Origin of the sequence: Streptomyces sp. NK15101 (assembly GCF_020400725.1) — a bacterium.
In the GTDB taxonomy this organism is placed as follows: domain Bacteria; phylum Actinomycetota; class Actinomycetes; order Streptomycetales; family Streptomycetaceae; genus Streptomyces.
Window position 1 is genome coordinate 52,488 of sequence record NZ_JAINVG010000021.1, and the last position, 26,310, is coordinate 78,797.

The window sequence follows — 26,310 nt, forward strand, 5'->3', positions numbered from 1 at the left end:
AAAAGGGGGACGGCCCCCACGCCGTGGGGGCCGTCCTTCGGGTTCTCACCGCACGGTCACGGCGCCACCTTCAGCAGCTTGTTGGCCGTGCCGGAGGAGGGGTTCTTGATGGCGTCCGGCGTGGCCGCCCCGGTCAGCGCGGCGGCCGTGTCGGCGGGCGTCGCCGTCGGGTGGGCCGCCAGGTAGAGCGCCGCGGCCCCCGTCACGTGGGGCGTGGCCATGGACGTGCCGGAGATGGTCTTGACCCCGGTGTCGCTGTCGTTCCAGTCCGACGTGATGTCCGACCCGGGGGCGTACAGGTCCACCACCGCACCGAAGTTGGAGAAGTCCGACTGCTCGTCGTCCTTGGTGCTGGACGCCACGGTGATCGCCTCGGGCACTCGGGACGGCGAGCCCTGGCCGGCGTCGGAGGACTCGTTTCCGGCCGCGACGGCGAAGGTCACGCCGGAGGCGACGGCCCGCTGGACCGCCGCGTCGAGCGCCTCGTCGGCGCCGCCGCCGAGGCTCATGTTCGCGACGGAGGGCCCGGAGTGGTTCTGCGTCACCCAGTCGATGCCGGCCACGACCTGCTCGGTGGTTCCGGACCCGTTGTCGTCGAGGACCCGTACGGCGACGATCTTCGCCTTCTTGGCGACGCCGTGGGCGGTGCCGGCGATGGTGCCCGCCACGTGGGTGCCGTGGCCGTTGCCGTCGTCGGCGGAGTCGTCCTTGTCCACGGCGTCGAAGCCGTGGACGGCCCGGCCGCCGAAGTCCTGGTGGGTGATCCGGACGCCGGTGTCGATGACGTACGCGGTGACGCCCTCTCCCCCGCCGTCGGGATAGGTGTACTTCTCGTCGCCGGCCGTCTCGGCCTGGTCGATCCGGTCCAGACCCCAGGACGGGGGCTTCTCCTGCGTCTCCTTGATGCTGAAGCGCTTGTTCTGCACGACGGTCTCGACGGCGGGGTCGGCGGCGAGGCGCCTGGCCTCCTGGACGGTCAGTCCCGAGGCCGAGAAGCCGTTGACCTCGGATCCGTAGGAGCGCTGGAGGGTGCCACCGTACTTCTTCGCGAGCTCCGCCTTGTTCGCGGACGCGTCGAGGATGACGACGAAGCTGCCGTCGACGGCACCGGGGGCGCCGAGCCCGTGCACGGTCCCTTCGGCGGGGGCGGCCGCTCCGGCGAGATTGCCGGTGAGCAGCGCCGTGACGGCGGCGGCGGCCACACCTGTGGCTATGGCCGCGTTGCGAAGTCCGTGGGAGCGCTTGTGAGTTGCCATGAAAAGGGTTCTCTCCTCGTGTTGACGTGTGGGGCGTCAAACGTTCGAGAGAACCCTGTGCGGATTGGCAGGAGCAAATCAAGGGCGAACCGGGGGTACGGGGTTCTTCAACAAGGTTTCTGAATAGGCTCTCCGCATCGCCTCCACTCCGCACACCCCGCGTCGCGAACTCCTCCGCGAAATGGGCACGTTCGCCGGAGAATCGAGCGACGCCGCGTCCGACGGGAAGACGGTGTCCCGTCAGCGACGCGGATCGGCGCCGAGGCGGGTGTTGAGGCGCGCGGCCTGTCGGGTCAGATGGTCGCGCTCCAGGACGTCGGTCGCCTTCCTCGCCGCCTCGGCGTACAGGCGCGCCGCCGTCGTGAGGTCACCGGCGCGTTCGTGGAGGTACGCCGCCACCGCCGTGTACCGGGGCAGGGAGTCGTCCAGTTCCGCGAGGGCCGCCAGTCCGGCGCGCGGTCCGTCGGCCTCACCGACGGCGACCGCGCGGTTGAGCCGGACGACCGGGCTGCCGGTCAGGCGCGTGAGCTCGTCGTACCACTCGACGATCTGCACCCAGTCGGTCTCCTCGGCCGTGGGGGCGTCGGCGTGGAGCGCCGCGACGGCGGCCTGCGCCTGGAACTCGCCGAGGCGGTCGCGGGCGAGGGCCGCCTGCAGGATCTCGACGCCCTCGGCGATCGCTCCGGTGTCCCACCGGCCGCGGTCCTGCTCGGCGAGCGGCACCAGGCTGCCGTCGGGCGCGGTCCGGGCGGCGCGCCGGGCGTGGTGGAGCAGCATGAGGGCGAGGAGCCCCGCCACCTCCGGGTGGTCGATCGCGGCCGCGAGCTGCCGGGTGAGCCGGATGGCCTCGGCCGCGAGGTCGAGGTCGCCGGAGTAGCCCTCGTTGAAGACCAGGTAGAGCACGCGCAGCACGGTGGCGACGTCGCCCGGCTGGTCGAACCGCACCCGGGAGACCGTGCGCTTGGCCCGGCTGATGCGCTGCGCCATGGTCGCCTCGGGCACCAGGTAGGCCTCGGCGATCTGGCGGGTGGTCAGCCCGCCCACGGCGCGCAGCGTGAGCGCGACCGCGGACGAGGGCGTCAGGGACGGGTGGGCGCAGAGGAAGTAGAGCTGGAGCGTGTCGTCCACCGCGGGCACGGGCCCGGGCGCCGGTTCCTCGTCGACGAGGCCCTCGCGCCGTCGCCGGGCGGTGTCCGCCCGGGTGGCGTCCAGGAACTTGCGCCAGGCCACGGTGACCAGCCAGCCCTTGGGGTCCCGAACGGGGTCTCCCCCGCCCGAGCCCGGCCGAGAGCTCGGGGAGGGGCCGGCGGGCCAGACGCGGACCGCCTCGGCCAGCGCGTCCTGCACGGCGTCCTCGGCCGCCGCGAAGTCGGCTCCGCGGCGGACGAGGACGGCGAGGACGCCCGGGATGAGGCTTCGGAGCAGGGCCTCGTCCATGGGGGTGGTCACTCCGTGATGGTGGGCGGCGCGGCCAGGAACGGGCGCAGTTCGAGCCACTCGTGGATCGGCTTGCCGCCGGCCCCGGGAGCGGCCGAGAGCTCCCCGGCGAGCTCGACGGCGCGCTCGTGGCTGTCGACGTCGATCACCATCCAGCCGGCGATGAGGTCCTTCGTCTCGGCGAACGGGCCGTCGGTGACGGGCGGCCGGCCCTCGCCGTCGTAGCGGACCCACGTTCCCTCGGGGGCGAGCGCCTGGCCGTCGACGAACTCGCCGGTCTCCTCCAGACGGGCCGCGAAGTCGTGCATGTACCGCATGTGCGCCGAGATCTCCTCCGGCGTCCACTGCTCCATGGGCACGTCGTTGACCGCGGCCGGGGCTCCTCGGTAGTGCTTCAGCAGCAGGTACTTGGCCATGGTGTTCTCCTCGGTGCCGGTGCGGCCGTTCTGGTCGCTCTCACAGCGGGGACGGAGCGGGGCGCGGGTTCTCGACATCGGCCGCCGAATTATTTTTCCGGGCGTGGGCGCGGCCCGTCAGAGCGCGGTCGTGGGCCTGCCCAGGTACCAGACGGGGCCGGGGTCGTCCACGGGGAGCAGTCGGAAGCCGAGGCGGTCGTAGAACGCCCGGGCCGGGGTGTTCGCCCGCGCCATGCAGAGGTGCACGGCGGGGACCCCGTGCCGGCGCAGGGCCTCCAGGAGGGTCCGGACGAGGGCGCGGCCGTGGCCCCGGCCCTGCCACGGGGGCAGCAGGTCGATGTGGAGGTGGGCGGGGAAGCCGGTCAGTTCCTCGCGGACCATCCGCTCCGGCGTGTGCAGCAGTCCGGTCATCTCCTCGGCGGGCGTACGGGCCGCGCCCGTGTGCGGCGGGTACCGGTCCGTCACTCCGGGCAGCCACTCGGTGCGGAACCGCTCGGCGAAGGCCGCCGTGTCGGGAACGCCCAGGACGTAGCCGACGGCGCTGCCGGCACCGTCGTCCAGGACGAAGGCGAAGTCGGGTTCCAGCTCGGCGTACGGGTAGGCGAAGATCGTCGGCATCAGCTCCGGGTCGGGGTACAGGTGCGAGGAGTCCCCGCCCTCGTGCGCCGTCCTGACGCAGATGTCGCCGAGCGCGGTGCGGTCCGAGGGCCGGTACGGACGGATGAACGGTTCGGTCGTCACCCGGCTCACCCTGCCACTTTGGGAGCGCTCCCGCAGGGCTTTTCGCCGGTCGGGAGCTCACGGTGCACCAGCGCGAGGCCGTCGGGGCGTGCGCCGCGTCGGGGCCGAGCCGGAACAGGGCCGAGCCGTGAGGGCGGCGCGCGGTCACCGCTGGGCCAGGCTCGCTGTCACCGACGGGGCCTGGGCCCCGCCGCGCGGCACGGGGACGCACGGGCGGGGCCGCGGTGCCCGCGTGCCGGCCGTCGTCGCGGCGAGGTCGAGGGCGGCGACGAGGAGGCGCAGGGCACGGCGGGCCTGTGGGGCGTCGAGCCGGGCTTCGAGGTCCGCCAGGGCGCGGCCGGCCCGGTGCCGGGCGCGGCCGGTGCGTCCGGAACGGTGGTCGGCGAAGGCGCGGGCGTAGTGGGCCAGCGCCGTGGCCCAGGCGTCGTCGGCGCAGTCGGGCTGCGCGAGGGCCCGGCGGGCGGTGCGGGCCGCCGCCGCGGGGGCGTGGTGGGCCTGGACCACGGCCAGGGCGGCGAGGCTCACGGTGGAGGACGGGCCCCCGGGAGCGCCCCTGGGCGTGGTGTCCGCCGCCTGCCGGTAGTACTCGGCGGCCGATGCGGGGTCCTGCCGCCGCCACGCCAGGGTTCCGTGCACATGGGCGATGCGGCCGAGGAGGGCGTCGTCACCGGCGAGCACGGCCGCGGGCCAGGCGAGGGAGAGCAGGCGGTGCGCCGTGCGCGGGTCCCACGCCGCACCGAGCCAGGCCGCGAGCCATCGGCCCCGCGCCACGAGCGGGCTGTCGGCGGGCAGCCGGGGCAGCAGTCCGCGCAGGCGGTCGCTGCCTTCTCTGGCGTGGTCGTGGACCGCCCACCAGAACCACAGGTGCAGCATGGTCTCCAGGGCCGTCTCGGCGTGGCCGCTGCCGTCGCCGGCGCGGCGGACGAGGGCCATCAGGTCGTCGTGTTCGTCCTGAACGGTCTGGAGCGCCTGCCGCTGCAGGCCGGTGTTCCACAGGGTCTCGGCGACGGCCGCCACGCCGCGGAAGTGGGCGGCGTGCCGGTCCCGCGTCACCGGCCGCTCGCCCGCCGCCGCGAGCCGTTCCGCCCCGAAGTCGCGGGCGGCCCGGGCCATGCGGTAGCGGGGCGGGCGCACCGCGCCCGCCTCCCCGAGCACCTGGAGCACGCCCGTGGCGCTCAGCATCGCCAGGGCGGGGGGCACCTCGTGCGGTGCGAGGTCGGAGCCCGGGCACACGAACACCGCCGCCGCCTCCGTGAAGGGCCCGGTGAAGACGCTGAGCCGGCGCCAGACCTTGCGCTGGGCCGGTTCGCACAGGGCGTGGACGGCCCCGACGGAGGTGCGCAGCGTGCGGTGCCGCAGCAGCAGCGGGTCCGGGTCGGCCAGCCGGCACTGGCCGGTCTCGAGGTGGGCGGCCAGCTCCTCCATCGTCCACTCCCCCAGCCGGCCCGCGGCGAGTTCGAGTGCCAGGGGAACGCCTTCGAGCAGCCGGCACACCCGGGCCACGGCCGCGGGATCGGGCTGCTCCCTCCAGCCGCGCTCCCGTGCGCGGGAGACGAGGAGTTCCGCGGCGGGGGACGCGTCCGGCCGGCCCGGTGCCGCCTCCACCGGCAGGGGCTCCAGTCTGATCACCCGTTCGTCACCGAGGCCGAGCGGCCGCCGCGCGGTCACCAGGGCCCGTACCGCCGGCTGGGCCATCAGCAGTGTCTGGACCAGGCCGATGCACTCCGTGTGGACGGGATCGACGTCGTCCAGGAGGAGGAGCACCTCGCCCGCCGGCGCGGGTCGAGGGGGCGCGGCGAGTTCCGTGGGCGCCGGATCCCAGGACAGGCCGGGGCCGCCCGGGGCCCCGACGACACCCCAGGGCAGCCCGGCACCGCTCAGGGCCCGGGCGACCCGCGCGGTCAGCGCCCGGCGTCCGACGGGGATCCCGTCGTGCCAGCGCACCCGCACCACCGTCCGGGCGGGGCCGTCGGGGGGTGACGTGAGGGCGGCCAGGGCCAGCCGGCTCTTGCCCGTCCCGGCCGCTCCGGTCACGGTGACCAGCCGGTGCCCGGACACGGCGGCCCGGAGCGCGGCGAGTTCCCCGTCACGACCGACCAGGGCGCGACCGCCCCGGAAGCAGTCCTCGAACCGGGCGTCGTGTCCCTCGTTCCGATTCCACGTCTCCGGCATCGCGCACCATCCAGATCTTCGCTCTCGCCACCGACCCACCAAGATCGGGAGTCGATGCAGAACCCGCAGGTCCCGATTGCAGAACCGTCACTGCACCGGGCGTCACGGCAACCCCAACGCGCTCCCCCGCCCACGGGTGGCGCGCACGGGGGACGAACCACCCGTCGCGCTGAACGGGCGAACAACCGACCGACGTGACGGCCCCTCACGTGTCACCACCGCCACCGGGTGCCGACGGCCACGGACCCGGCCGGACGCCCCTCGGACCCGGCCTATCCGGACGGCATGCTTCCACTGGCTTGAAAGCGATCTGCTTGTCGCTCCTGGTAGTTGATGATCAATTCAAGTAATCTTCGATCGCGCCGGGGGCGTCACGGGATGACCCGGGATCAGAACCTGGGGGTGCCAGTGTCCAACGCCACCACGCTCGACCTGCCGTTTCCGCCTCGCCGCAACCCGAACCAGGCATCCGTCGCGCAGCGCCACCGGGACTGGCTCCTCCATCACGAGGGCCTTGCCGTCACCATCACCCTGCCGGCGTACGAGAAGTGGGACGTGCCCCGTCTCGCCGCGTTCACCAGCCCGGATTCCGCCGCCGACGACCTCGTCCTCGCCGCGGACCTGCTCGGCTTCTACTTCCTCTTCGACGACCGGTTCGACTCGGACCTCGGCCGGTCCCCGGCCCGAGTGGCCGAGATGTGCACCCGCCTGACGGGCCTTCTGCACGGGAACGGGCCCGAACCCGGCGACCGTACCGCCGTCGAGCAGGCCTTCGCCGACCTCTGGGAGCGCAGCGTGCGCGGCATGTCGGCCCGCTGGCTCGCCCGGTCCGCCTACAACTGGGAGTGGTACTTCGCCTGCCACCCCGCCGAGGCCGCCGGCCGGCTCACCGGGCGCCTTCCCGACCGGGAGAGCTATCTGGCGCTCCGCCGGGGCACGGCCGCCATGGAGACCCTCTTCGACATGGTCGAGCGGCTCAACCGGTTCGAGCTGCCGCAGGAAGTGCTGCATCACCCGGCCTTCCGACGGATGCGTCAACTGGCCGCCGACATACCGTCGTTCACCAACGACGTGCATTCGTACGCGCAGGAACTCGCCCGTGGCGACGTCGCCAACATGGTGATGATCGTCCGCGAGGAGCTCGGCAGCACCCCCGACGAGGCGGCCGCCGAGGTGATGCGCGAGGCACAGGCGATGGTCGACCGCTTCGTGGAGCTGTCGTCCGAAGTCCCCGAGATATGCGACCTCCTGGGCCTCGCCCCGGCCGCCCGGGAGGCGGCCCGCCGGTACGTCGACGGGCTCGCCACCTGGATAGCCGGCTACCACCGCTGGGAGATCGACACGGGCCGCTACACCCGCTGAACCCCGTCCGTTCCGCCCCCCGTCCCCGTCTCCTCGCGCTCAGGGGACGAGGACGACCTTGCCGAGATTGCGCCGGGACTCGACGAGTTCATGGGCGCGCGCCGCTTCGGCGAGCGGGATCTCGGCGGAGACGCGGGGGCGGAGCGTGCGGTCGCGGTGGAGTTCCCACAGCTCGTCGAGCCAGCGCGCGTACACCTCGGGCTCGCCCCGGGCGATGGCCGCCATCTGGAAGCCGATGACCGAGGCGCCCCGGACCAGCAGCTCGTACGCGTCGATCGTGCCGCCGCCCGAGCTGAAGGCGACCAGGCGGCCGCCGGGAGCGAGGGCCCGCACGGCGGGGCCGAGGAGCTCTCCGCCGACCCCGTCGACGACGACGTCGACCGGATCGCCCCAGGACTCGTCCCCGTAGAGCACGACCTCGTCGGCGCCGAGGGCGCGCACGAACTCCGCCTTCTCCGCGCTGCCGACGGCCGCGACCACCCGGGAGGCCCCGCCCGCCCTGGCGTACTGCAGGGCGAGGGTGCCGACCGCACTGGCCGCCGCGGTGACCATGACGGCGTCGCCGGGGCGTGGCCGGCCGGCCTCGTAGGCGCCGCGCGCCACCAGTCCGCTGCGTACCAGGGCCACGGCGTCGACGGCCGTCGCCCGGTCGGGAACACGGGAGGCCATCGTCTGGTGGACGACGGACAGTTCGGCATAGGCGTGGGAGAAGCAGAGGCCGGTGACGCGGTCGCCCGCGGAGAAGCCCCTGACGCCCGCACCGACGGCGGCGACGACGCCGGCCACCTCACCGCCGAGCGGACCGGGTTCGGCGCCCTCGCGCACCTTCCGTACGGCGGGCAGCGTGACTCCGACCGCTTCGTTGCGGACCAGCAGCTCACCGGGGCCGGGTTCCGGGACGGGGGCCTCCTCGACGAAGAGGGCCTCGGGGCCGCCGGTCACCTCGTACCGGACACGACGCATGGACACCTCCAGGGGTGACACGGGCAGGGGTTTCGAATTCATGGGGAGCCCCAACGAATCTCACCGTAGAGGAGAGACCATTGGGAAGTCCAATGAATTCGGGATAGCCTGTCCCCATGGCCCCCACGGAAGACCCGCACGCCCTGGCGCACATCCAGTCCCTGCCGAGCTGGCTGCTCGGCCGTGTGGCGGCGCGCGGCCGGAGTCTGGTCGCCGAGGCGATCGCCGGGGAAGGACTGAAGCTCCCGCAGCACGCCGTGCTCGCGGCGGTGGCCGCGTACGGCCCGGTCGCCCAGGCGGACCTGGTGCGCAGGCTGGGCTTCGACGCGAAGGACGTGGTCCTCCTGCTCAACCACCTGGAGGAAGCCGGGCTCGCGCGACGGCAGCCCGACCCACGGGACCGCCGAAAGAACGCGGTGACGGTGACGCCGGAGGGCGTACGGACCCTGGAGCGGTGCGCGGAACTGGCCGAACGGGCCAACTCCACGCTTCTGGCGCCGCTCAGCGCGGCAGAGGCCCGGCAGCTGATGGAGCTGCTGACCCGGGTGCACGAGGCGTAGCCGCGGACGGAACCGTTCCGTGACCCGCCCTGTACGATCATGATCCTTTGTCGGGTGCCGAGTCGGGGGATCAAGGCATGGACTTCGTGCTGCCGTTGAACGCTGCTGCCGCCACGCTGGAGACGGCGGGGGGCAAGGGAGCGGCTCTGTCCGAGCTCGCGCGCGGAGGGCTGCCGGTACCGGGCGGCTTCCACGTGTCGACCGCCGCGTACCAGGAGTTCGTCACCTCCACCGGCGTGGCCGACCGCATCCGTGCGGAACTCGCCGCCTCCGGACCGGACGACGGCCCGGAGGGGGGTGCGGGTGCCCGTATCCGGGCGCTATTCGAGGAGGGCCCGTTGCCCTCCGCCCTGGAACAGGCCGTCTCGAAGGCGTACGCGGAACTCGGCGACGGCGCGCGCACGGTCGCCGTACGCTCGTCGGCCACGGCGGAGGACCTGCCCGACCTGTCCTTCGCCGGCCAGCAGGACACCTACCTGAACGTCACCGGCGAGAGCGCCCTGCTGGCGGCGGTCCGACGCTGCTGGGCGTCCCTGTGGACCGACCGCGCCCTCGCGTATCGCACCCGGGCGGGCATCGCGCACGAGGACGTCTCGCTCGCCGTGGTGGTGCAGGAGCTGGTGGCCGCCGATGCCGCCGGGGTGATGTTCACCGTCGACCCGCTCGGCGGGCGCGCCGACCGGCTCGTGGTCAACGCGGCCTGGGGACTGGGCGAAGCCGTCGTCAGCGGGCTGGTCACCCCGGACACCCTGGTGGTCGACCGGGCCGGCCTGACCGTCGTGGAGGAACGCGTCGCCGTCAAGGAGGTGATGACCGTGCCGGCCTCCGGGGGCACCGCGGAGCGGCCGGTCCCCGCCGCCCTGCGCGAAGCCCCGGTCCTCACCGCCGCGGAGGCCGGTGAACTGGCCCGGCTCGGCCTCGCGATCGAGGAGCTGTACGGGGAGCCGCGCGACGTCGAGTGGGCGCGCGAGGCCGGTTCCTTCCGCATCCTCCAGGCCCGGCCGATCACCACCGTCGCGGCGCCCCGGCCCGAGGTGTGGAACGACAGCCTCGGCACCGACTCCCTGTGGACGAGCGCCAACCTGGGTGAGGCCGTCCCGGACGTGATGACGCCCGCGACCTGGTCGTTCGTGAAGGCGTTCATGGGCGACGTCATGGTCGGCGCCAGTCTGGAGGGCCGCCCGATGTACGGGAACATCGGCGGCCGCTTCTACATGAACCTCAGCGTCACGGCCACCCTGGCGGCCGCGTTCGGGCAGGGCCGGAAGTTCGCCCGGGCCAACGAGCTGGTGTTCGGGCGCCTTCCGGAGGGCGTGGTGATTCCGCTGCTGCCCGCGTCCAGGCTCCGGGTCTGGCGGGACACCCTCGGCGAGGCGTTCGCGGTGATGAGCCGCATTCGCGCGAACGGAAAGCAGCTGCCGGCGTTCCTGGAGGAGGCGCCCGCACGCTGCGAGGCACTGCGGGCCCGCGTCGCCGCGGCCGGGACCGGGGAAGAGCTGTCGGCTCTGTGGGAGTCGGAGGTGGCCCCGTACTTCCGCCGCTGCTGCCACATGCTCCAGGCCGCCACCCGCCAGGGCGGCGACACCCTCGTCAAGGTGCGCGGCACCCTGGAGTCCCTGGTGGGCGAAGAGGACGCCGACCTGATGACCACGGGACTCGGCGACGGGGGCCGACTGGCCAGCATGGGACCGCTGCTCGGCCTGGAACGGCTCGCCCGCGGCGAGACCGACCGCGACACCTACACCCGTGCGTACGGCCACCGGGGCCCGCACGAGTTCGAGGTGTCCCTCCCGCGGCCCGCCGAGGACGCGGACTGGCTCGACCGGCAGCTCGCCGCACTCGGCACGGTCGAAGAGGACGCCGCACTGCGTCTCGCACGGCAGACCGCGGCCCGTGCGGCGGCCTGGGACCGCCTGGCCGCGGAGCACCCCCGGCGGGTGGCGGGGATACGCGCCGCGGTGGACGCCTGGGCGGCCTCGGCACGCCTGCGGGAAGCCGCCCGCACCGAGATCGCCCGCGTCTTCTGGCTGCTGCGCACGTTCGTCCTGCGCGCCGGCGAGGTCAGCGGGGCGGGAGAGGAACTGTTCTTCCTGTCCCGCGAGGAGATCCTCACCGTGCTCGGCGGCGACCGGACCCCGCTCGCCGCGGTGCCGGCCCGCCGCGCCGCGTACGAGACCTACCGCGCGCTCCCCGTCTACCCGACCCTGATCCGGGGCGAGTTCGACCCGGCGGCCTGGGCCGCCGACCCGAACCGGCGGGCCGACCTGTTCGACGCGCAGGACACGACGCCCGCCTCGGACACGGTCTCGGGCTCGCCCGCCTCCGCCGGTGTGGTGGAGGGCGTCGCCCGGGTCGTCGCCGGTGTCGAGGAGGGCGAGGCCGTCCGGCCGGGCGAGATCCTGGTGACCACGGTGACGAACATCGGCTGGACGCCCCTGTTCACGCGGATCTCGGCGATCGTGACGGACGTCGGCGCGAACCTCTCGCACGCCTCGATCGTGGCCCGGGAGCTCGGCATTCCGGCCGTGGTCGGATGTGGCGACGCCACGACCCGGATCCGGTCGGGGGACAGGATCCGCGTGGACGGCGGCCGCGGGACGGTGGACGTCCTGGAGCCGGCGACGGCCCCCGGGCCCGCCTGATCCCCCTGCCCATGCCCTGACGGATCCCCCGCACGAACGGACGAATCGACCGGTGTCCCAACACGCCCAGGCCATGCGCCGCCATTTCCACGAGGCCGCCGCGCGGCGCGGCTTCTCGGTCGCCCCGGCCCAGGAGGCCGCCGTCGACCGCTTGGCCCGCCTGGCGGCCGAACTCGCCCGGCCGGCCTGGACCTTCCCCGGGCCGCCCCGCGACCTGTACGTCTGGGGCCCGGTGGGCCGGGGGAAGAGCTGGCTGGTGGACACCTTCTACGAAGGGCTGCCCACGCCGCGCAAACGCCGCCTGCACTTCCACGACTTCTTCCGCCGACTGCACGACGGGGCGACCTGGCCGGGCGCCCGCCACGACGGGCAGAGCGCCGTCGACAGCGCCCTCGACGAGCTGATCGGCGACAGCCGGGTCCTGGTCTTCGACGAGTTCCACGCGCACGACGCGGGCGACGCGATGCTGATCGCACGCCTCTTCCGCACGCTGCTGGACCGCCGGATCACCCTGGTCACCACCTCCAACTACCCGCCCGCCGGGCTGATGCCGGACCCGCTCTACCACCACTTGTTCGAGCCCACCATCAAGCTCATAGAGGAGCGGATGGACGTCCTGGACGTCACGGGTCCGGTGGACTTCCGCCGCGTCGCGGTGCCCGCGGCGACGGACGGCGGCCGCCGCTTCGCGACGGGCCTGTGCGTGCCCCCGGGTGATGCCGCCCTGGAGGCGCTCGGCCTCACCGTCCCTGCGGCCGCGGAGGCCACCACCGTCCAGGCCCACCTGCGGGAGCTCCCGGCCCGCGCGGTGCGCGGCGAACTCGTCTGGTTCGGCTTCGACGCGCTCTGCGAGAAGGCGACGGCGGTGCCCGACTACCTGGCCCTCGCCGAACGGTTCGCCACCCTGGTCCTGGACGGCGTGCCCCCGCTGGCCGAGGTCTCCGCGGACGGGCGGCAGCGGTTCGCGAACCTCGTCGACGTCGCCTGCGACCGGGACGTCCGACTCCTCCTCATCGGTTCCGACCCGCTCGCCGCCCTTCCCGCCGGTCGGGCCCTGACCCGCGACCTGGACCGCACGGCCAGCCGGCTCGCGATGCTCCGGCGGGCGGACCGATCCCTTCGGCCCGGACAACGGCCCTGATCCGTCCGGGCCGACTGTGGCCTCGGGAGTCCCGGCATGGCGCCCGGACGAACAGCGTGGAGTCCTCCGCGGCTCCGGACGGCGCGTCGGCGGCTCCGGCCGTGGCAGGCCCGCAGGCCGGGATCTCCCGGTGCCGTGACCGTGAACGCGAGCGGACGGCCCCGGCCGTGGCAGGCCCGGTGGATCCTGCCGGGCGGAGCGGTCGACGCCCACGACCCGCCGGTCCGTTCGCGCCGGCGCGCCACGAGCCGACCGACGAGCCGACGGCTTTGCGGGCGCGTCCTGGAGTCGGCCCGCCGGGCAGGCCCTACGCGGGGCCGACGGTGATGAGGTGCTCGGCCAGGGCGCGGGCCGCGGCGGCGGGCTCGGCGCCTGGGCGGGTCGCGCCGGCGGCGAGGAGACCGTCGACGAGGATGAGCAGCTGGTCGGCGGCGAAGTCGGGCCGCGGGTGCCCGAGGGCGGCGAACTCGTCCGTGAACAGGCCCCGGAGAGTGCGCCGGTACTCCCTGGTGACCTCGTGGCCGGGGTGCTCCGGGTCCGTGAGCGCGAGGTCGGCGGCGAGGTAGCGGCAGCCGTGGAAGTCCGGGTCGGCGGCGATGCGGCCGAGCCGGTCGACGACCGCGAGGAGCCGGGCCCGGGGGTCGTCCCCCGCCGCGTCCATGGTGGAGCGGTACCGCTCCACGTCCTCGGCGGTGCTGCGGCGCAGCACCTCGGCGATGAGACCGTCCTTGCCGCCGAAGTGCTCGTACAGCGAGCGGCGGGCGACGCCGGCTTCCTTGAGCAGGGCGTCCACGCCGACGCCGACGCCCTGACGGTAGGTCAACTCCTGGGCGGCGAGCAGGAGTCGCTCGCGGGGGCCCGGCTTCACGGAAGTGCTCATGGGGCGATTCTGCAGCACTTGACACGGTAGATCAACCGGTCTATCTATATGCCTCGTAGACCGAACGGTCTATCTCTTTCCAGGAGGCGTCATGTCCGTACGCACCACCGCCGAAGTCATCGCCCGTTTCAACCGGGCGTTCACCGACCGCGAGGCCGGCCTCCTGGCCGACCTGATCGCCGAGGACTGCGTCATGGAGAGCGTCCAGCCCGCGCCGCGCGGGGAACGTGTCTCCGGACGCGAAGCCTGTACGGAGTGGTGGACCGCCCTCGTCGACGACGACGCCGTGCGGTTCGCCCCGCAGGAGGTCATCGTGGCCGGCGACCGCGCGACGATCGTGTGGACCTACCGCTTCGGCGACGGCCCCGACCAGTGGGTACAGGGCGTCAACGTGATGCGCGTGACGGACGGCCGGATCGTCGAGGCGCTCGGCTTCGCCAAGACGGCCGGGGAGATCCGACCGGCCGCCGAGTCCGACGCCGCGTGAGGCCCGGCCCGGGTCACCCGGCCCCTGCCCCGGTCACCCGTTCCCCCCGCACCACCCACGTCTCACGAAGGGCACGACCGATGCGGAGCTATCACCTGTCACACAGCGGGGCCGGGCTCTCCGGACTCGGCGTCCGCGAGCACGACGTCCCCGCGCCCGGCCCCGGCCAGGCCCTGGTGGCGGTGCGTGCGACGTCCCTGAGCTTCCGCGAGCTCATGGTGCTCGACGGGACCTACGTCCTTCCGGTCAAGCCGGACGTCGTCCCCGTCTCGGACGGGGCCGGCGAGGTGGTCGCGGTCGGGCCGGGCGCCGACTCGGTACGCCTCGGGGACCGCGTCGCCGCCACGCTCTTCCCGTCCTGGCAGGACGGCCCGTTCGCCGTCGAGCACGTCGCGCAGCGCGGCGGCTCCCTGGACGGCATGCTCACCGAGTTCGCCCTGGTCGACGCGGACTCGCTCGTGACCGTCCCCGCGCACCTGACGTACACGGAGGCCGCCACCCTGCCCTGTGTGGCGGTCACGGCGTGGAACGCGCTGACCGGCGACGGAGCGGGGGTCCGTCCCGGCGACACCGTCGTCGTGCAGGGCTCCGGCGGCGTGTCCCTCTTCGCGCTCCAGTTCGCCAGGGCGCTCGGCGCGCGCGTGATCGCCACGACCGGCAGTCCCGCCAAGGCCGCACGCCTGCGCGAGCTCGGCGCCGACGCCGTCGTCGACCACTCGGCCGACCCCGACTGGGCCGGCGCGGTCCGCTCCCTCACCGGAGGGCGGGGAGCCGACCGCATCGTCGACGTCGCCGGCCTCCTCCACGAGTCCGTCCGCGCCATCGCCCTGGCGGGCACCATCGCGTGCGTCGGCTTCATGGGCAGGACCGCCCCGCCGCTCGATCCGCACGCCCTCTTCGCCTCCGGCGCCACCGTCCGCAGCGTGGCGGTCGGCAGCCGCGCCCAGTTCACCGACATGAACGCCCTGATCGAGGCGCACGGCCTGCGGCCGGTCGTCGACCGCGTCTTCCCCTTCGACGAGGCCGTCGACGCCTACCGGTACTACGCCGGCGGCACGGCCTTCGGCAAAGTGGTCATCAGCCACTCCTGACCCCGGAGCCGCACCGCTCACCGGTCCCAGTACTGGGCGAGTGCCCCCTCTCGGTACGGAGCGGGGCTCACGCTCAGTTCGCCGGCGAACGGGCGGTCGAGGACGAAGACCAGGAGCAGGCTGAAGCCGATGAGGCCCGCGACGGAGGCGACGAAGAGGAGCTGGATCCGCAGCTTGCGCATGCCGTAGAGGAAGGTGAGCGGAACGAGGACGATCGCGCCGCCGAAGGCCAGGACCTGGAGGAGGGGCGGGAGTTCCTGCTGGGCCATGTTCAGGCGGGCGCGGCGCTGGGCGGCGATGTCGTCGAGGTGGACGACGGCCTCCTTGTAGAAGACCTCTTCGCGCACGGAGGCGGGATCGTACGCCTGGAGGACGTCGAAGGCGGACCGGAGGTGCGTCTCCGTGGCCCCGTAGCTCGGCTGCCCGGCGCGCATGCGGGGCCACTGGTCCTCGACGACCGCGTGGACGTAGCCGCTGAGGGCCGCGTCGAGGTCGGCGCGGACCGCGGGCGGGAAGGCGGCGGCGTCGCGGGCGATGAGCGCGGCGTCGGTGGCCTCGCCGGCGACGATGGTCTGGGTGCTGTCCAGCTGGGTCCAGAGGGTGACGATGACGAAGGCGAGGATGATCCCGTAGATCGCGCCGAACATCCCCAGGGTCACCCCGACCATGTCGTTGTGCTCCCCCCGGGCCAGCGACGGGTACCTGCGGCGGAGCAGCACGCTGCCGGCCACGGCGAGGACGACGGTCCCGCCGACGGTGACCACGGCGAGGGTGAAGGTGCTGAAGTGGTTGAGGAGCCAGAGCGACATGTGCGGGGAGTCTAGGCGCGGCGCGCGGTCGCTCCCGCCCCCCGAGGGCGATCACGGCGAATGATCACTCGCCCGTGTCGGGCGATGGAACACGCTGTCGCAACGAGGGCCCGGTACGGGAGGCACCCCGGTGTGGGAGCACGGCCTCCACCGCCGTCTCGCGGGCGGCCGACCCGGTGCGGGAGGCCAGCTCCAGCGGGGCCCCACACCCCTAAATGTTCAGTCATATGAACGACGTTCACGCACACATCCATTGACGCGCCCACGGCAACCCCTTTAGCTTCCGGAGAAAGCGCTTTCCCGTCCAGTCCCGGAACGCCGTCCATCCCCTCTGGAGCCCCCACATGCACCTGCGATCCGCCACGGCCTGCGTCAGCCTGCTGGCCGGCACGCTCGTAGCCCTGTCCCCGAACTCCGCGCACGCCGCGTCCACCCTGTACGAGGCCGAGAGCTCCCCGGCCGTCTGCAACGGCACCGTGGACTCCGACTGGTCCGGCTACACCGGCAGCGGGTTCTGCAACGGCACCAACGCCCTCGGCGCCTACGCGCAGTTCACGGTGAACGCCCCTGCCGCCGGAACGGCGACGCTCGCCGTCCGGTTCGCCAACGGGACCGCCACGGCACGGCCCGCCGGCCTCGTCGTCAACGGGGCGACCGTGCAGACGCCCTCGTTCGAATCCACCGGCACCTGGTCGGCCTGGACCACCAAGACCCTGACCGTCGCCCTGAACGCCGGGAGCAACACCATCCGGCTCAACCCCACCACCGCCGCCGGTCTGCCCAACGTCGACTCCCTGAACGTCACGGCCTCCGACGCCCCGCCGCCGGCCGGCGGTGCGCTGTACGTCGCCCCGGACGGCACCGACGGCGCCTCCGGCACCCAGTCCGACCCCACGACGCTCGCCTCGGCCCTCGGCCGGGTCGCCGCCGGCGGGACCGTCTACCTCCGCGGCGGCACCTACCGCCACTCCACGACCGTCACCATCCCGCCCGGCAACAGCGGCACGGCCGGCGCCCTGAAGACGCTGTCCGCCTACCCCGGCGAGACCCCGGTGCTGAACTTCTCCGCCATGACCGAGGACCCGGCCAACCGCGGCCTCGTCGTGAACGGTTCGTACTGGCACGTCAAGGGCGTCGTCGTCGAGCGCGCCGGCGACAACGGCATCTACGTCGGCGGCAGCCACGACGTCATCGAGCGGACGGTCACCCGCTTCAACCGGGACACGGGCCTCCAGCTCGGCCGCATCGCCTCCACCACGCCCCGGGAGCAGTGGCCCTCCGACAACCTGGTCCTCGGCGCGGAGTCGCACGACAACGCCGACTCCGACGGGGAGGACGCCGACGGCTTCGCCGCGAAGCTCACCGTCGGCACCGGGAACGTGTTCCGCCACGCCGTGTCCCACCACAACATCGACGACGGCTGGGACCTCTACACCAAGCCCGACACGGGCCCGATCGGGGCCGTGACCATCGAGGACTCCCTCGCGTACGACAACGGCACCCTCAGCGACGGCTCGCAGGCCGGGGCGGGCGACCGCAACGGCTTCAAGCTCGGCGGCGAGGGCATCGCCGTCGACCACGTGGTGCGGCGCACGATCGCCTTCCACAACGGCAAGCACGGGTTCACGTACAACAGCAACCCCGGCTCGATGACGGTCTCGGGCAACATCGGCGTCGACAACGCCCAGCGCAACTTCTCCTTCGACGCGGGCACTTCGGTCTTCCGGAGCAACACCTCCTGCCGCAGCACCGGCAGCGGCGCCAACGACCGGACCATCGGTGACGCCGACGGCTCGAACCAGTTCTGGACCGGGACGAACGGCTCCCGGTGCTCCTCCTACACCGGCGCCCTGAGCTGGTCCCACGCCGCGGACGGCCGCCTCGTCGTGGCGTTCGGAGGCCGTACGGTCACGTGGTGAGCCCCCGGTCCCGTCCGGCCCTCAGAGCGCGCCGGACGGGCCGACGACCGGGGCGGGGCCGACGACCGTCAGCGGGATGCCCAGGCCCTCGCACATCCGCCGGGCGCGAGCGAGCGCGCTGAGCGACGCGGGCGAGGGGTCGGCGGTGGGGAGCTGCATCCTGACCAGACGGGGTCGATGCGCCAGGAGGAGCGTCTCGATCTGCAGGACGGCCGCGGCACGGCTGGGGACGTCCAGGTCGCGCAGGAGTGCCAGGTGCAGGACTCCGTCCTCGACCAGATGCCTGATGAGCATGGCTCCTCCCGCTCCGGATCCCGCTCCTCGCCGCAGGACGCTCCGTTTCGTGAGAGCACGACGGAGGGCGACATGAGCATTATCTGCACAAAGGGTCGTCATCGGCAGTCGCAGCGCACGCGCCCGGTGGTTCCGGCCCCGGACGACGGCGGCCGCTCGTCCGAGCGCGTCTCCCGCCGGATCCGTCCGCGCGGGTCCGTTTCCGGTCGGCGTCACGGGTTACACGCCAGCCATGGTCACCCAAGACATTCCCCGCCGCACCCTCGCGCACGCCCGCGCGGCACTGCCGTCCGCCCGGGGGCCGGGCCGCGTCCTGGCGGCGATGGAGCGGATCGAGAACTCCGCCCGGTACGACCGGGTCGCCGACGTCCTGCGGAGTGCCGTGCACGGCCTCCCGCTCGGCCGGGCCCGGGACGTCCTCCACGGCCGCTGGCTCGGCCACCCGGTCCATCCGCTCCTGGTGCAGCTCCCCATCGGGGCCTGGCTGTCGGCGGCCGTGCTCGACCTCCTCCCCGGCGAACGCCGGGCGGCGCGCTTCCTCGTCGGCGTGGGCCTGGTGGGGGCGCTGCCGTCCGCCCTGTCGGGCTGGACCGACTGGGCGGAGCTGCGCCGTCCACAGCTGCGGGTGGGGCTCGTCCACGCCACCGCGAACATCACCGGCGTGGCCCTCTACGCGGCCTCCTTCTCGGCCCGGTGCCGGGGGCGGCACTGGCGCGGGAAGGCATGGGCGTTCTGCGGCCTCGCCGCGATCGGCACCGGTGGGGCGATCGGCGGCCATCTGGCGTACCGGCAGTCCGCGGGGGCGAACCACGCCGAGGAGGTCGTCGACCTGGTCGAGCCGGGCTGGCACGACCTCGGCGAGGTGGCCTCCCTGCCCGAGGGCCGGCCCCGGGAGGGCCGCATCGGCGAGGTGTCCGTCGTGATCGTGCGGGGCGCGGACGGCCGGGTCCACGTCCTGGCCGCACGGTGCAGTCACATGGGCGGACCGCTCGCCGAGGGCACCGTCGTGGACGGCTGCGTCCGCTGTCCCTGGCACGGCAGCACCTTCCGCCTGTCGGACGGCTGGAACGTGACCGGCCCCGCCACGGCGCCGCAGCCCGCCTTCGAGACGCGGACCGTCGGGGGCCGCCTCGAAGCACGACTCCGTACGGGTGTCGCCGACGGAGACGCCGGGGCTTGAGCCGTCGGCGCGGGCGAAGGCGCCGGGGCCCATGACATCCGCGCGAACCGAAGCGCCGGGGCCGGGACGTCCGCGCGAACCGAAGCATCAGGGCCGAGCCGTCCGCGCGAACCGAAGCTCCGGGACCCAGGGCCTCCGGGCTGTGCGGGGCGGCCGTCCGTGCCGTGCGCCCCAAGCCCGATGGTGTCGTGTAACCGCTCAGGGGCCCGCCGCCCCGCCGTGGAGCCGCCGCCCTGCCGTGGAGGGGAACCGGTGGGCGGCGGCTTCGGGGGAGGACCCCACGGCGCACGTGCCCCGTCCGCGCCGCTTCATGCCACTCCCGCGCGGACGGTTGCCGGCCCCGTACCCCCTGTCCGGGGCTCGTTTCGGCGGGGAGGCCCCGGGCAGACGCGTCAGCGGCCGCGGCAGTGTGCCCCCGCCGGAGGGCGGGCGAAGCCGAACCGGAGGAACCATGGACCACTCGCAGGCACCCGTACTCGAGGCACTGCAGGACTTCCGGCGCCGGGGAGACGTCGTCTTCGGCCCGCCGGGGCACAAACAGGGCCGCGGGACCGACCCCAGGGTGGCCGCCGTGGTCGGGGCCGACGTCTTCCGGTCGGACGTGCTGATGCTGAACGGTCTGGACGACCGCAGGATGTCCCGGGGCGTGCTGGAGCAGGCCCAGGAGCTGATGGCCGACGCGGTGGGCGCGGAGAAGGCCTTCTTCTCGACCTGCGGAAGCTCCCTGTCGGTGAAGACGGCGATGCTCGCCGTCGCGGGACCGGGCGAGAAGCTGCTCGTCTCCCGCAACGCGCACAAATCCGTGATCGCGGCCGTCGTGGTGAACGGGGTCGAGCCCGTCTGGGTGCACCCGAAGTTCGACGCCGAGCGGCACCTGGCCCACCCGCCGGAGCCCGACGACGTGCGCCGCAAGCTGGAGGAGCATCCGGACGCCAAGGGGATGCTGTTGATCACCCCCACGGACTGGGGCACGTGCGCCGACGTGCGGGGCGTGGCCAAGGTGTGCCACGCCGCGGGCGTGCCGCTGATCGTCGACGAGGCGTGGGGCGCCCACCTGCCGTTCCACCCGGATCTGCCGGCCTGGGGCATCGACGCGGACGCCGATCTGGTGATCACCAGCGTGCACAAGATGGGCGGGGCGATCGAGCAGAGTTCCGTCTTCCACCTCCAGCACGACCGGGTGTCGCCCGAGGTGCTCAAGCAGCGGGAGGACCTGCTCGGTACGACGAGCGCCTCCACACTGGTGTACGCGACGCTCGACGGCTGGCGGCGGCAGATGGCCGAGCACGGCAAGGAGCTGCTCGGCGGTGCGCTGCGGCGGGCCGCGCGGGTGCGCGAGGCCGCCGCGGGGCTGCCGGGGCTGGAGCCGATGGGCGCCGAGGTCGTCGACGCCGGGCTCGCCGCGGCCTACGACCCCCTCAAGGTCGTCATCGACGTCCGGGGCCTCGGCATCAGCGGGATGCAGGCGGCGGAGTGGCTGCGGGACAACTGCCGCGTGGACATGGGCGGCTCCGACACGTGCCGGCTCTCCGCGTCGATCACGCACGCGGACGACGACCGGACGGAGCAGCGGCTCGTGGAGGCGCTGCACGCGCTGGTGGACGGAGCCGGCGGGATCGCGCCGCGGCCGGCCGTACGGCTGCCGGAGCCCCGGGCGCTGGAGCTGGAGCAGGTGTGCCTGCCGCGCGACGCCTTCTTCGGGCCCGCGGAGCACGTGGCGGCGGAGGACGCGGTCGGCCGGGTCTCGGCGGAGACGATCAGCCCGTACCCGCCGGGGGTGCCGGCGGTGGCGCCCGGTGAGCTGATCAACGCCGAGGTGGTGGACTACCTGCGCAGCGGCGTGGAGCACGGTCTGCTCGTGCCCGACGCCGCCGACCCCTCCCTGAAGACGTTCCGGGTGACGGCGCGGGGCGCCGCCTGACCTGAGCGGACGGCCGCCGCCCGCCGGGTCGTGCGCCCGGCCCCGCGAGGACTTCGCGCGCCCGGCCCCGCGGCTGGTGCCCGGCCCTGCCTCGCGCGGCCGGGCCTGCCCCGTACACCCGGTCCCGCGTCCCGGCGCCCCGGTCCCGCGAGGACCGGGGCGCCGGGACGACCGCCGCCTCAGACCGCCGCGTTCATGACCGCGGCGACCTCCATCCGGCGTCGTACGAGCTCTTCGGCGACGTCGGTGGGGCGCCGGTGGTGCAGGGCGGCGTAGGCCCGGAGGCGGCGGGCCGCCTCGAGCGGGGTGATGTCCTCGGTGGCGGCGATCATGCCCGCCGCGGTGTCGAGGAGGGCCTTCGCGGAGAGCGCGGCGTAACTGCGGCTGGCGATGTCCGTGGGGCGGACGAGGTCGCGGTTCCAGGTCACGACCGCCGCCGCGGCGACGTTGGCGAGCCCGCGCAGGATCCCCGTCTCCGACGGGGAGAGCGAGGTGGCGGTGTGGGAGAGGAGATTGAGGGCGCCGATGCGCTGCCCGCGGACCTGCAGCGGCAGTGCGTGGGCACTCGCGTATCCGGCGGCGCGGACGACGGGGACGAAGGACGGCCAGCGCTCCTCGTACGCGGCGAAGTCCTCCACGTGGACCGGCGTGCCCGTCTCGTACGCCTCGATGCAGGGCCCTTCGTCGATCTGGGTCTGGAAGAGCTCGGTCACCGCCGCGCGGTCGTCGGTGGCCACGACCGGCCGCAGCCGCCCCCGGGCGTTGGCGAGCATGACGCCGGCCGCGTCCATCGGGGTCAGCCGGACGCTGTGGTCGACGAGCCTGCGCAGCAGGGTGGGCGGGTCGACGTCCTCGGAGAGGGTGTCGGCGAGGCTCACGAACGCCTCGGTGAGTTGCTGTTCGCGATTCATTCCGAATCACCCCTTCGCCGCTCGGGCCGGGACACGGACCTACTCATGGAATCTGATCTTTCCGGCGATGACGTCACGAGCCGCTTCGGTGACGGTCTGGGCGTGGGCGAAGGCGTGGGCCCGTAGGCGGGCGAGGGCGTACTCGGGATCGACCCCGAGATGCACCATGATCATTCCCGTGGCCTGGTGGACCTCTTCGTGGTCGTTCTCCGCCCCGTCCAGCCAGGTCGGCGCGAAGGGGGCGTTCCGGCTGCCCTGCGCGCTGTGCAGGGACAGCAGGGCGCTCGTGATGGCCTCCGAGACGGGGAACGCGAAGGACTGGTCCTGCTCGGAGAGCGGACCGGGCGCGTCGCGGTAGAGGTCGAGCGTGCCGATGGCGAGACCTCCCGCGCCGAGCGGGAGGGAGAAGACGGCCCGCACCCCCAGTTCGACGGCCTGCTGGGCGAAGACCGGCCACCGCCGGGCGTCCGGCCCCTGGGTCAGGTCGGCGGCGAGCACGGGGGCCGCCGCCCTGCTCGCGGTCTGGCAGGGGCCGTCGCCCAGGGTGTACTGGGCTTCCGCGAGCCGTCCGGCCACCGGGTCGCTCGACCACCACAGCGCGCCCGTGTCGCCGCCGCCGTAGAGGGAGATCGAGGCGCCGGTGACGTCGAGCAGGTCCACACAGGCCCGGCAGAGGACCGCGGGGGCGTCGGCCGCGGAGAGGCCCTCGACGGAGAACAGGTCGGCCAGGCGTTTCGTCCTCTCGGTGCCGGACCACGCGTCCGCGTCGGCCCCTCGTCCCTCGTCCTCCGGCCGCCCCTGGTTCATGATCGTCACCTCCGCCCGTCGGGCCCGTCCCGCATCTTCCCTCATATGGCGCCCGAAACCGGAACCGCCCTCTCGTGTCGCGGGTCAGGCGGACGGGAGGCCGCCGCCACGAGCCCGGCGGACACCCGCCACACGCTGGAGCACCATTCTGCCGATGAGGGCGCGTCGGAAGTCCCCGGCGACGGAAGGGGCCGCTTCCCGGTCGGGCTCCGAGGTGAACAGGAGCGGCACCGGCGGCGAGCGCCGCGCGTGGACGCCGCCGACGGTCGCGAGGCGCACCGACCGGTCCAGCGCCCAGCGGCGGACCTGGGCGACCATGTCCTCCGCCCGTACGAGGCCGACGTCGAGGAGGAGGTACTCGATGCCGCCCGGCAGGGTCCCCAGCTCCCGGGCCAGGAGTCGGCGGCCCTCCTCGGGCGTCACCTCCTCGGCAGGGCCGGTCGGCGTCACGACGGCGAGGGGGCCGAAGGTCTGGATCCGTACGCGGTAGGACTTCATCGGGCTCCCCCTCGGGGGCGGAGCCCAGGGCAGCTGGTGCACGGCTGTCCGGAGCACGGTGCATGCCGTGCGTGCTGCGGCTTCCAGAGCCGTCAGGGCGCGCGACCGACGGGGGCGTCCCGTGAAGGAGGCGCCGGGGTTCTCTGAGCGGCGGGACCGATCGGTTCCTCCCTCCAACCATCCCACGCGGGACGGGATACGGAACGCGTCGCGGCCCACGGATCACGACGGGCCGCACCTGCCGAACACCGGGTGCGTTCCGGGCGGGGCGTGGCATGCTCAAACATATGGAGGGCGATTTCGCGACCCCCGGCGCGGGCGAGGGGGCGGCACCCGAAGTGCGCGCGTTGGCGAAGGTCGTGGCACGGCTGCGCGCCGAGGTCGTGGACCTGGAGGGCGGCGCCTCGATGACGGCCGTCCTCGAACGGGCCAAAGGGGTGGTCATGGCCCAGGCCGGGGTGTCGGCCGAGGCCGCCTACCGGCTGCTGCTCGACCGCTCCGAGCGACACCGCAGAACCCTCCTGGAGGAGTGCTGGATCACCCTGGGCCGTCTCGGGGAGGGAGGCGCACCGGCATCCGCGCGGCCCGCGGCGCCCCCCTCCGAGCTGCCGCGGGAGGAGGACCCGTCGCCGTTCAGCGCCCCCCGCTACGTCGTCGGCGGAGCCCGGCCCGCCGGTCACGGCCGGGCACTGGCCCAGCTGGCCCGGGGGCTGGCGCACACCCGGACCCCGGACGACGTCGCGGAGCTCCTGCGGACGACCCTGGGCGAGCCCGAGGACGTGGGGGCGGTGATGATCTACACCGTGGCGGCGGCCGGGAACCTGGAGCTGGTCGGCAGCGCCGGCGTGTCCGACGAGCTCGCCGGACGGTGGAGCCGCATCCCGCCCCTCAGCGGTGTCGCCGCGCTGGAGGCCTTCGACACCCAGGAGGCGGTCTGGCTGGAGGACACGCGGCGGGACGCCGACCGCTACCTCCTGATCGGGGACCCCCCCGAGCAGTGGCCCACCCGGGCCTGGCTCCCCGTCCCGGGCGGTCCGCCGATGACGACGGTCGTCGGCTTCTTCCGCACCCGTCCGGGCCCCTTCGACGCCCGGACCCGGACGCTGCTGCGGCGGGCCGTCAGACTGTGCGGCGGACCCCTGCGGGAGGACCGGGGCCCGCTCGGAGGCGCCGCGCCCGAGGAGGACGTCACCGTCGTCCAGGCGGTCCTGGACGCCCTGCCGGGCCCCGCGGTCCTGCTCGCCCCGCTGCGCTCGGAGACCGGTGACGTCGAGGACTACCTGATCGAGGCGGCGACGCCCGGGGCGGTCGACGTGGCCGGGCGACGCGGCAAGGAGCTGGTGGGCCGGCGGATCCTGGAGACGTACCCCACGGTGGCGGGCACCGCCCTGTGGGACGGGTACCTGGACACGCTGGTCACGGGGTCGGTCTACGAGGGCGAGCCCTTCACGTACGAGGAGGTGACCGCCGGCGTCCAGCAGAAGTCCGTGTACTCGGTCCGCGCCTCACGGCTCGGCGGACGCCTCGTGGTCTCCTGGGTCCGCCACGACGCCGACGAGCGCGAGACCCGCCTGCTGGCCGACATGCAGCGCCTGGGAAACCTGGGCTGGGCCGGCTGGAACCTGGTCACGGACACGATCACCTGGTCGGACCAGGTGTACGTCGTCTTCGACCGCGACCCCGCGCTGGGACCCATGCGTCTGGAGGAACTGCCGGAGCACCTGGTGGCCGAGGACCTGCCGAGGCTCGGCGCGGCCGTCCAGCGGCTGCTCGGCGACGGCCGGGCCATCGACGAGCCCTTCCGCATCTCCACCGCGCACGGCGTGCGGCACCTGCGGATCGTCGCGGAGGCGCAGCGGGACGCGGACGGCACGCCCGTCGAGGTGCACGGCTTCTTCCAGGACCTCAGCGCGCAGAAGGACGCCGAACTCGCCCTGCGCGACAGCGAACGCGAGAACCTCGTCCAGCGCGGCATGCTCAAGGCCGAGCGGGCCCTCGGCGCACGGCTCCAGGAGACCCTGCTGCCGATCCCCGAGCAGTCGCTGGAGCTCGCGGGGCTGCGCGTCGACGTCGCCTACGTGCCCGCCGACCGGGGCCTGAACGTGGGGGGCGACTGGTACTCGGCGATCGAACTGCCCGACCGGAGCGCGCTGTTCGTCGTGGGAGACGTCGCCGGCCACGGCCTGGCGGCCGTCGGCACCATGGCGCAGCTGCGGTTCACCGCCAAGGGCATGAGCATCACGGGTTCCGGTCTCCCCGACGTCCTCGGCAGGCTCAACGCGCTCCTCCTCCACACGGCCGACGACGAGCGCGGCGCCACCGCGACCATGGTCATGGGCCGCTACCAGCCCTGGGACCACCGCCTGACCTGGGTCCGGGCGGGGCATCCGCCGCCCCTGCTGATCCGGGACGGCGAGGCGCGCTTCCTGCCCCAGCCCGAGGGTCCGCTGCTCGGCGCCCTGCACGGCTCCCGGTACGAGGAGGCCGCGGTCGACCTGCGGCCGGGGGACCATCTGCTGTTCTACACGGACGGCCTCGTGGAGGAGCCGGGCGAGGACATCACGACGGGCCTGGACCGCCTCGCCGCCGAGGCGCTGCGGCTGGTGCGCGGAGGCCGTGACCTCATGGTCGCCCGGATGCTCGCCGGGGCCGGCACGGGGAACCGGGACGACGTCTGCGTCCTCGACGTCCATGTGCCCCGCGGCCGGGACGGGACGTGGTCCGAGGTGTGAGGCCGTCGCGCCGCGCCGGGAGGGCCCGTGTTTCTCCCCCCGGCACCCGGGCAACCGCAACGACGAACCGTCTCCGCGGAGACCGGGGAAC

Annotated in this window: 22 protein-coding genes; 10 read left to right on the forward strand and 12 right to left on the reverse strand. The window is 74.0% G+C overall.

Features of this window, described 5'->3' with window-relative positions:
• Positions 1-56: 56 nt before the first annotated feature.
• The 5 genes from K7G60_RS14345 to K7G60_RS14365 form a co-directional block, all read right to left on the reverse strand.
• Positions 57-1,256, reverse strand: coding sequence for a S8 family peptidase (locus tag K7G60_RS14345; protein ID WP_225801273.1), 1,200 nt, complete (start codon positions 1,254-1,256; stop codon positions 57-59).
• Positions 1,257-1,496: 240 nt separating this feature from the next.
• Positions 1,497-2,693, reverse strand: a complete 1,197-nt coding sequence (locus K7G60_RS14350) for an RNA polymerase sigma factor (protein ID WP_225801305.1) — start codon at positions 2,691-2,693, stop codon at positions 1,497-1,499.
• 8 nt (positions 2,694-2,701) lie between these two features.
• The gene (locus tag K7G60_RS14355) at positions 2,702-3,109 is read right to left on the reverse strand and encodes a YciI family protein (protein ID WP_225801306.1); all 408 of its coding nucleotides are present in this window, start codon (positions 3,107-3,109) and stop codon (positions 2,702-2,704) included.
• A 117-nt stretch (positions 3,110-3,226) separates the two neighbouring features.
• Positions 3,227-3,850: a GNAT family N-acetyltransferase gene (locus K7G60_RS14360; protein WP_225801274.1), complete on the reverse strand. Its 624-nt coding sequence runs from the start codon at positions 3,848-3,850 to the stop codon at positions 3,227-3,229.
• Between the two features lie 144 nt (positions 3,851-3,994).
• Positions 3,995-6,022 carry a hypothetical protein gene (locus tag K7G60_RS14365; RefSeq protein WP_225801275.1) on the reverse strand — a complete coding sequence of 676 codons (2,028 nt, stop codon included), beginning with the start codon at positions 6,020-6,022 and terminating at the stop codon, positions 3,995-3,997.
• Positions 6,023-6,424: 402 nt separating this feature from the next.
• Here K7G60_RS14365 and K7G60_RS14370 point away from each other — a divergent pair, with 402 nt between their 5' ends.
• A complete protein-coding gene (locus tag K7G60_RS14370) occupies positions 6,425-7,384 on the forward strand; it encodes a terpene cyclase (protein ID WP_225801276.1) in 960 nt (319 codons plus the stop codon).
• Between the two features lie 39 nt (positions 7,385-7,423).
• On the opposite strand, the gene K7G60_RS14375 is transcribed toward K7G60_RS14370, so the two are convergent.
• Positions 7,424-8,347, reverse strand: coding sequence for a zinc-binding dehydrogenase (locus K7G60_RS14375; protein WP_225801277.1), 924 nt, complete (start codon positions 8,345-8,347; stop codon positions 7,424-7,426).
• A gap of 116 nt (positions 8,348-8,463) precedes the next feature.
• Between K7G60_RS14375 and K7G60_RS14380 the strand changes: the two genes are divergently transcribed.
• The 3 genes from K7G60_RS14380 (at position 8,464) to zapE (ending at position 12,690) form a co-directional block, all read left to right on the forward strand.
• A complete protein-coding gene (locus K7G60_RS14380) occupies positions 8,464-8,907 on the forward strand; it encodes a MarR family winged helix-turn-helix transcriptional regulator (protein WP_225801278.1) in 444 nt (147 codons plus the stop codon).
• Between the two features lie 77 nt (positions 8,908-8,984).
• Positions 8,985-11,549 (forward strand): PEP/pyruvate-binding domain-containing protein, encoded by a 2,565-nt coding sequence (locus tag K7G60_RS14385; RefSeq protein WP_225801279.1) that lies wholly within the window; start codon positions 8,985-8,987, stop codon positions 11,547-11,549.
• Positions 11,550-11,601: 52 nt separating this feature from the next.
• Positions 11,602-12,690, forward strand: coding sequence for a cell division protein ZapE (gene zapE / locus K7G60_RS14390; RefSeq protein WP_225801280.1), 1,089 nt, complete (start codon positions 11,602-11,604; stop codon positions 12,688-12,690).
• Positions 12,691-12,997: 307 nt separating this feature from the next.
• On the opposite strand, the gene K7G60_RS14395 is transcribed toward zapE, so the two are convergent.
• On the reverse strand, positions 12,998-13,570 hold the full coding sequence (locus tag K7G60_RS14395; protein WP_225801281.1) for a TetR/AcrR family transcriptional regulator: 573 nt from the start codon (positions 13,568-13,570) through the stop codon (positions 12,998-13,000).
• 91 nt (positions 13,571-13,661) lie between these two features.
• On the opposite strand from K7G60_RS14395, the gene K7G60_RS14400 reads away from it, so the two are divergent.
• The gene (locus tag K7G60_RS14400) at positions 13,662-14,057 is read left to right on the forward strand and encodes a nuclear transport factor 2 family protein (protein WP_225801282.1); all 396 of its coding nucleotides are present in this window, start codon (positions 13,662-13,664) and stop codon (positions 14,055-14,057) included.
• A gap of 80 nt (positions 14,058-14,137) precedes the next feature.
• Positions 14,138-15,148 (forward strand): NAD(P)-dependent alcohol dehydrogenase, encoded by a 1,011-nt coding sequence (locus tag K7G60_RS14405; RefSeq protein WP_225801283.1) that lies wholly within the window; start codon positions 14,138-14,140, stop codon positions 15,146-15,148.
• A 17-nt stretch (positions 15,149-15,165) separates the two neighbouring features.
• Here K7G60_RS14405 and K7G60_RS14410 read toward each other — a convergent pair whose 3' ends face one another.
• Entirely contained in the window at positions 15,166-15,957 is a 792-nt protein-coding gene (locus K7G60_RS14410; protein ID WP_225801284.1) for a DUF4239 domain-containing protein, read from the reverse strand.
• Between the two features lie 344 nt (positions 15,958-16,301).
• Here K7G60_RS14410 and K7G60_RS14415 point away from each other — a divergent pair, with 344 nt between their 5' ends.
• Positions 16,302-17,876 carry a carbohydrate-binding protein gene (locus K7G60_RS14415; protein ID WP_225801285.1) on the forward strand — a complete coding sequence of 525 codons (1,575 nt, stop codon included), beginning with the start codon at positions 16,302-16,304 and terminating at the stop codon, positions 17,874-17,876.
• 21 nt (positions 17,877-17,897) lie between these two features.
• Here K7G60_RS14415 and K7G60_RS14420 read toward each other — a convergent pair whose 3' ends face one another.
• Positions 17,898-18,170 (reverse strand): hypothetical protein, encoded by a 273-nt coding sequence (locus K7G60_RS14420; protein WP_225801286.1) that lies wholly within the window; start codon positions 18,168-18,170, stop codon positions 17,898-17,900.
• A 232-nt stretch (positions 18,171-18,402) separates the two neighbouring features.
• On the opposite strand from K7G60_RS14420, the gene K7G60_RS14425 reads away from it, so the two are divergent.
• Both K7G60_RS14425 and K7G60_RS14430 read left to right on the forward strand, forming a co-directional pair.
• The gene (locus tag K7G60_RS14425) at positions 18,403-19,350 is read left to right on the forward strand and encodes a Rieske (2Fe-2S) protein (protein WP_225801287.1); all 948 of its coding nucleotides are present in this window, start codon (positions 18,403-18,405) and stop codon (positions 19,348-19,350) included.
• Between the two features lie 451 nt (positions 19,351-19,801).
• On the forward strand, positions 19,802-21,271 hold the full coding sequence (locus K7G60_RS14430; RefSeq protein WP_225801288.1) for an aminotransferase class I/II-fold pyridoxal phosphate-dependent enzyme: 1,470 nt from the start codon (positions 19,802-19,804) through the stop codon (positions 21,269-21,271).
• Between the two features lie 179 nt (positions 21,272-21,450).
• Here K7G60_RS14430 and K7G60_RS14435 read toward each other — a convergent pair whose 3' ends face one another.
• From K7G60_RS14435 to K7G60_RS14445, 3 genes are all read right to left on the reverse strand, one after another.
• Positions 21,451-22,182, reverse strand: coding sequence for a GAF domain-containing protein (locus K7G60_RS14435; protein ID WP_225801289.1), 732 nt, complete (start codon positions 22,180-22,182; stop codon positions 21,451-21,453).
• A gap of 39 nt (positions 22,183-22,221) precedes the next feature.
• Positions 22,222-22,989: a GAF and ANTAR domain-containing protein gene (locus tag K7G60_RS14440; protein ID WP_225801290.1), complete on the reverse strand. Its 768-nt coding sequence runs from the start codon at positions 22,987-22,989 to the stop codon at positions 22,222-22,224.
• Between the two features lie 84 nt (positions 22,990-23,073).
• Complete coding sequence (locus tag K7G60_RS14445) at positions 23,074-23,487, reverse strand: hypothetical protein (RefSeq protein WP_225801291.1); 414 nt, start codon at positions 23,485-23,487, stop codon at positions 23,074-23,076.
• A gap of 287 nt (positions 23,488-23,774) precedes the next feature.
• Between K7G60_RS14445 and K7G60_RS14450 the strand changes: the two genes are divergently transcribed.
• Complete coding sequence (locus K7G60_RS14450; RefSeq protein ID WP_225801292.1) at positions 23,775-26,219, forward strand: SpoIIE family protein phosphatase; 2,445 nt, start codon at positions 23,775-23,777, stop codon at positions 26,217-26,219.
• Positions 26,220-26,310: the final 91 nt, after the last annotated feature.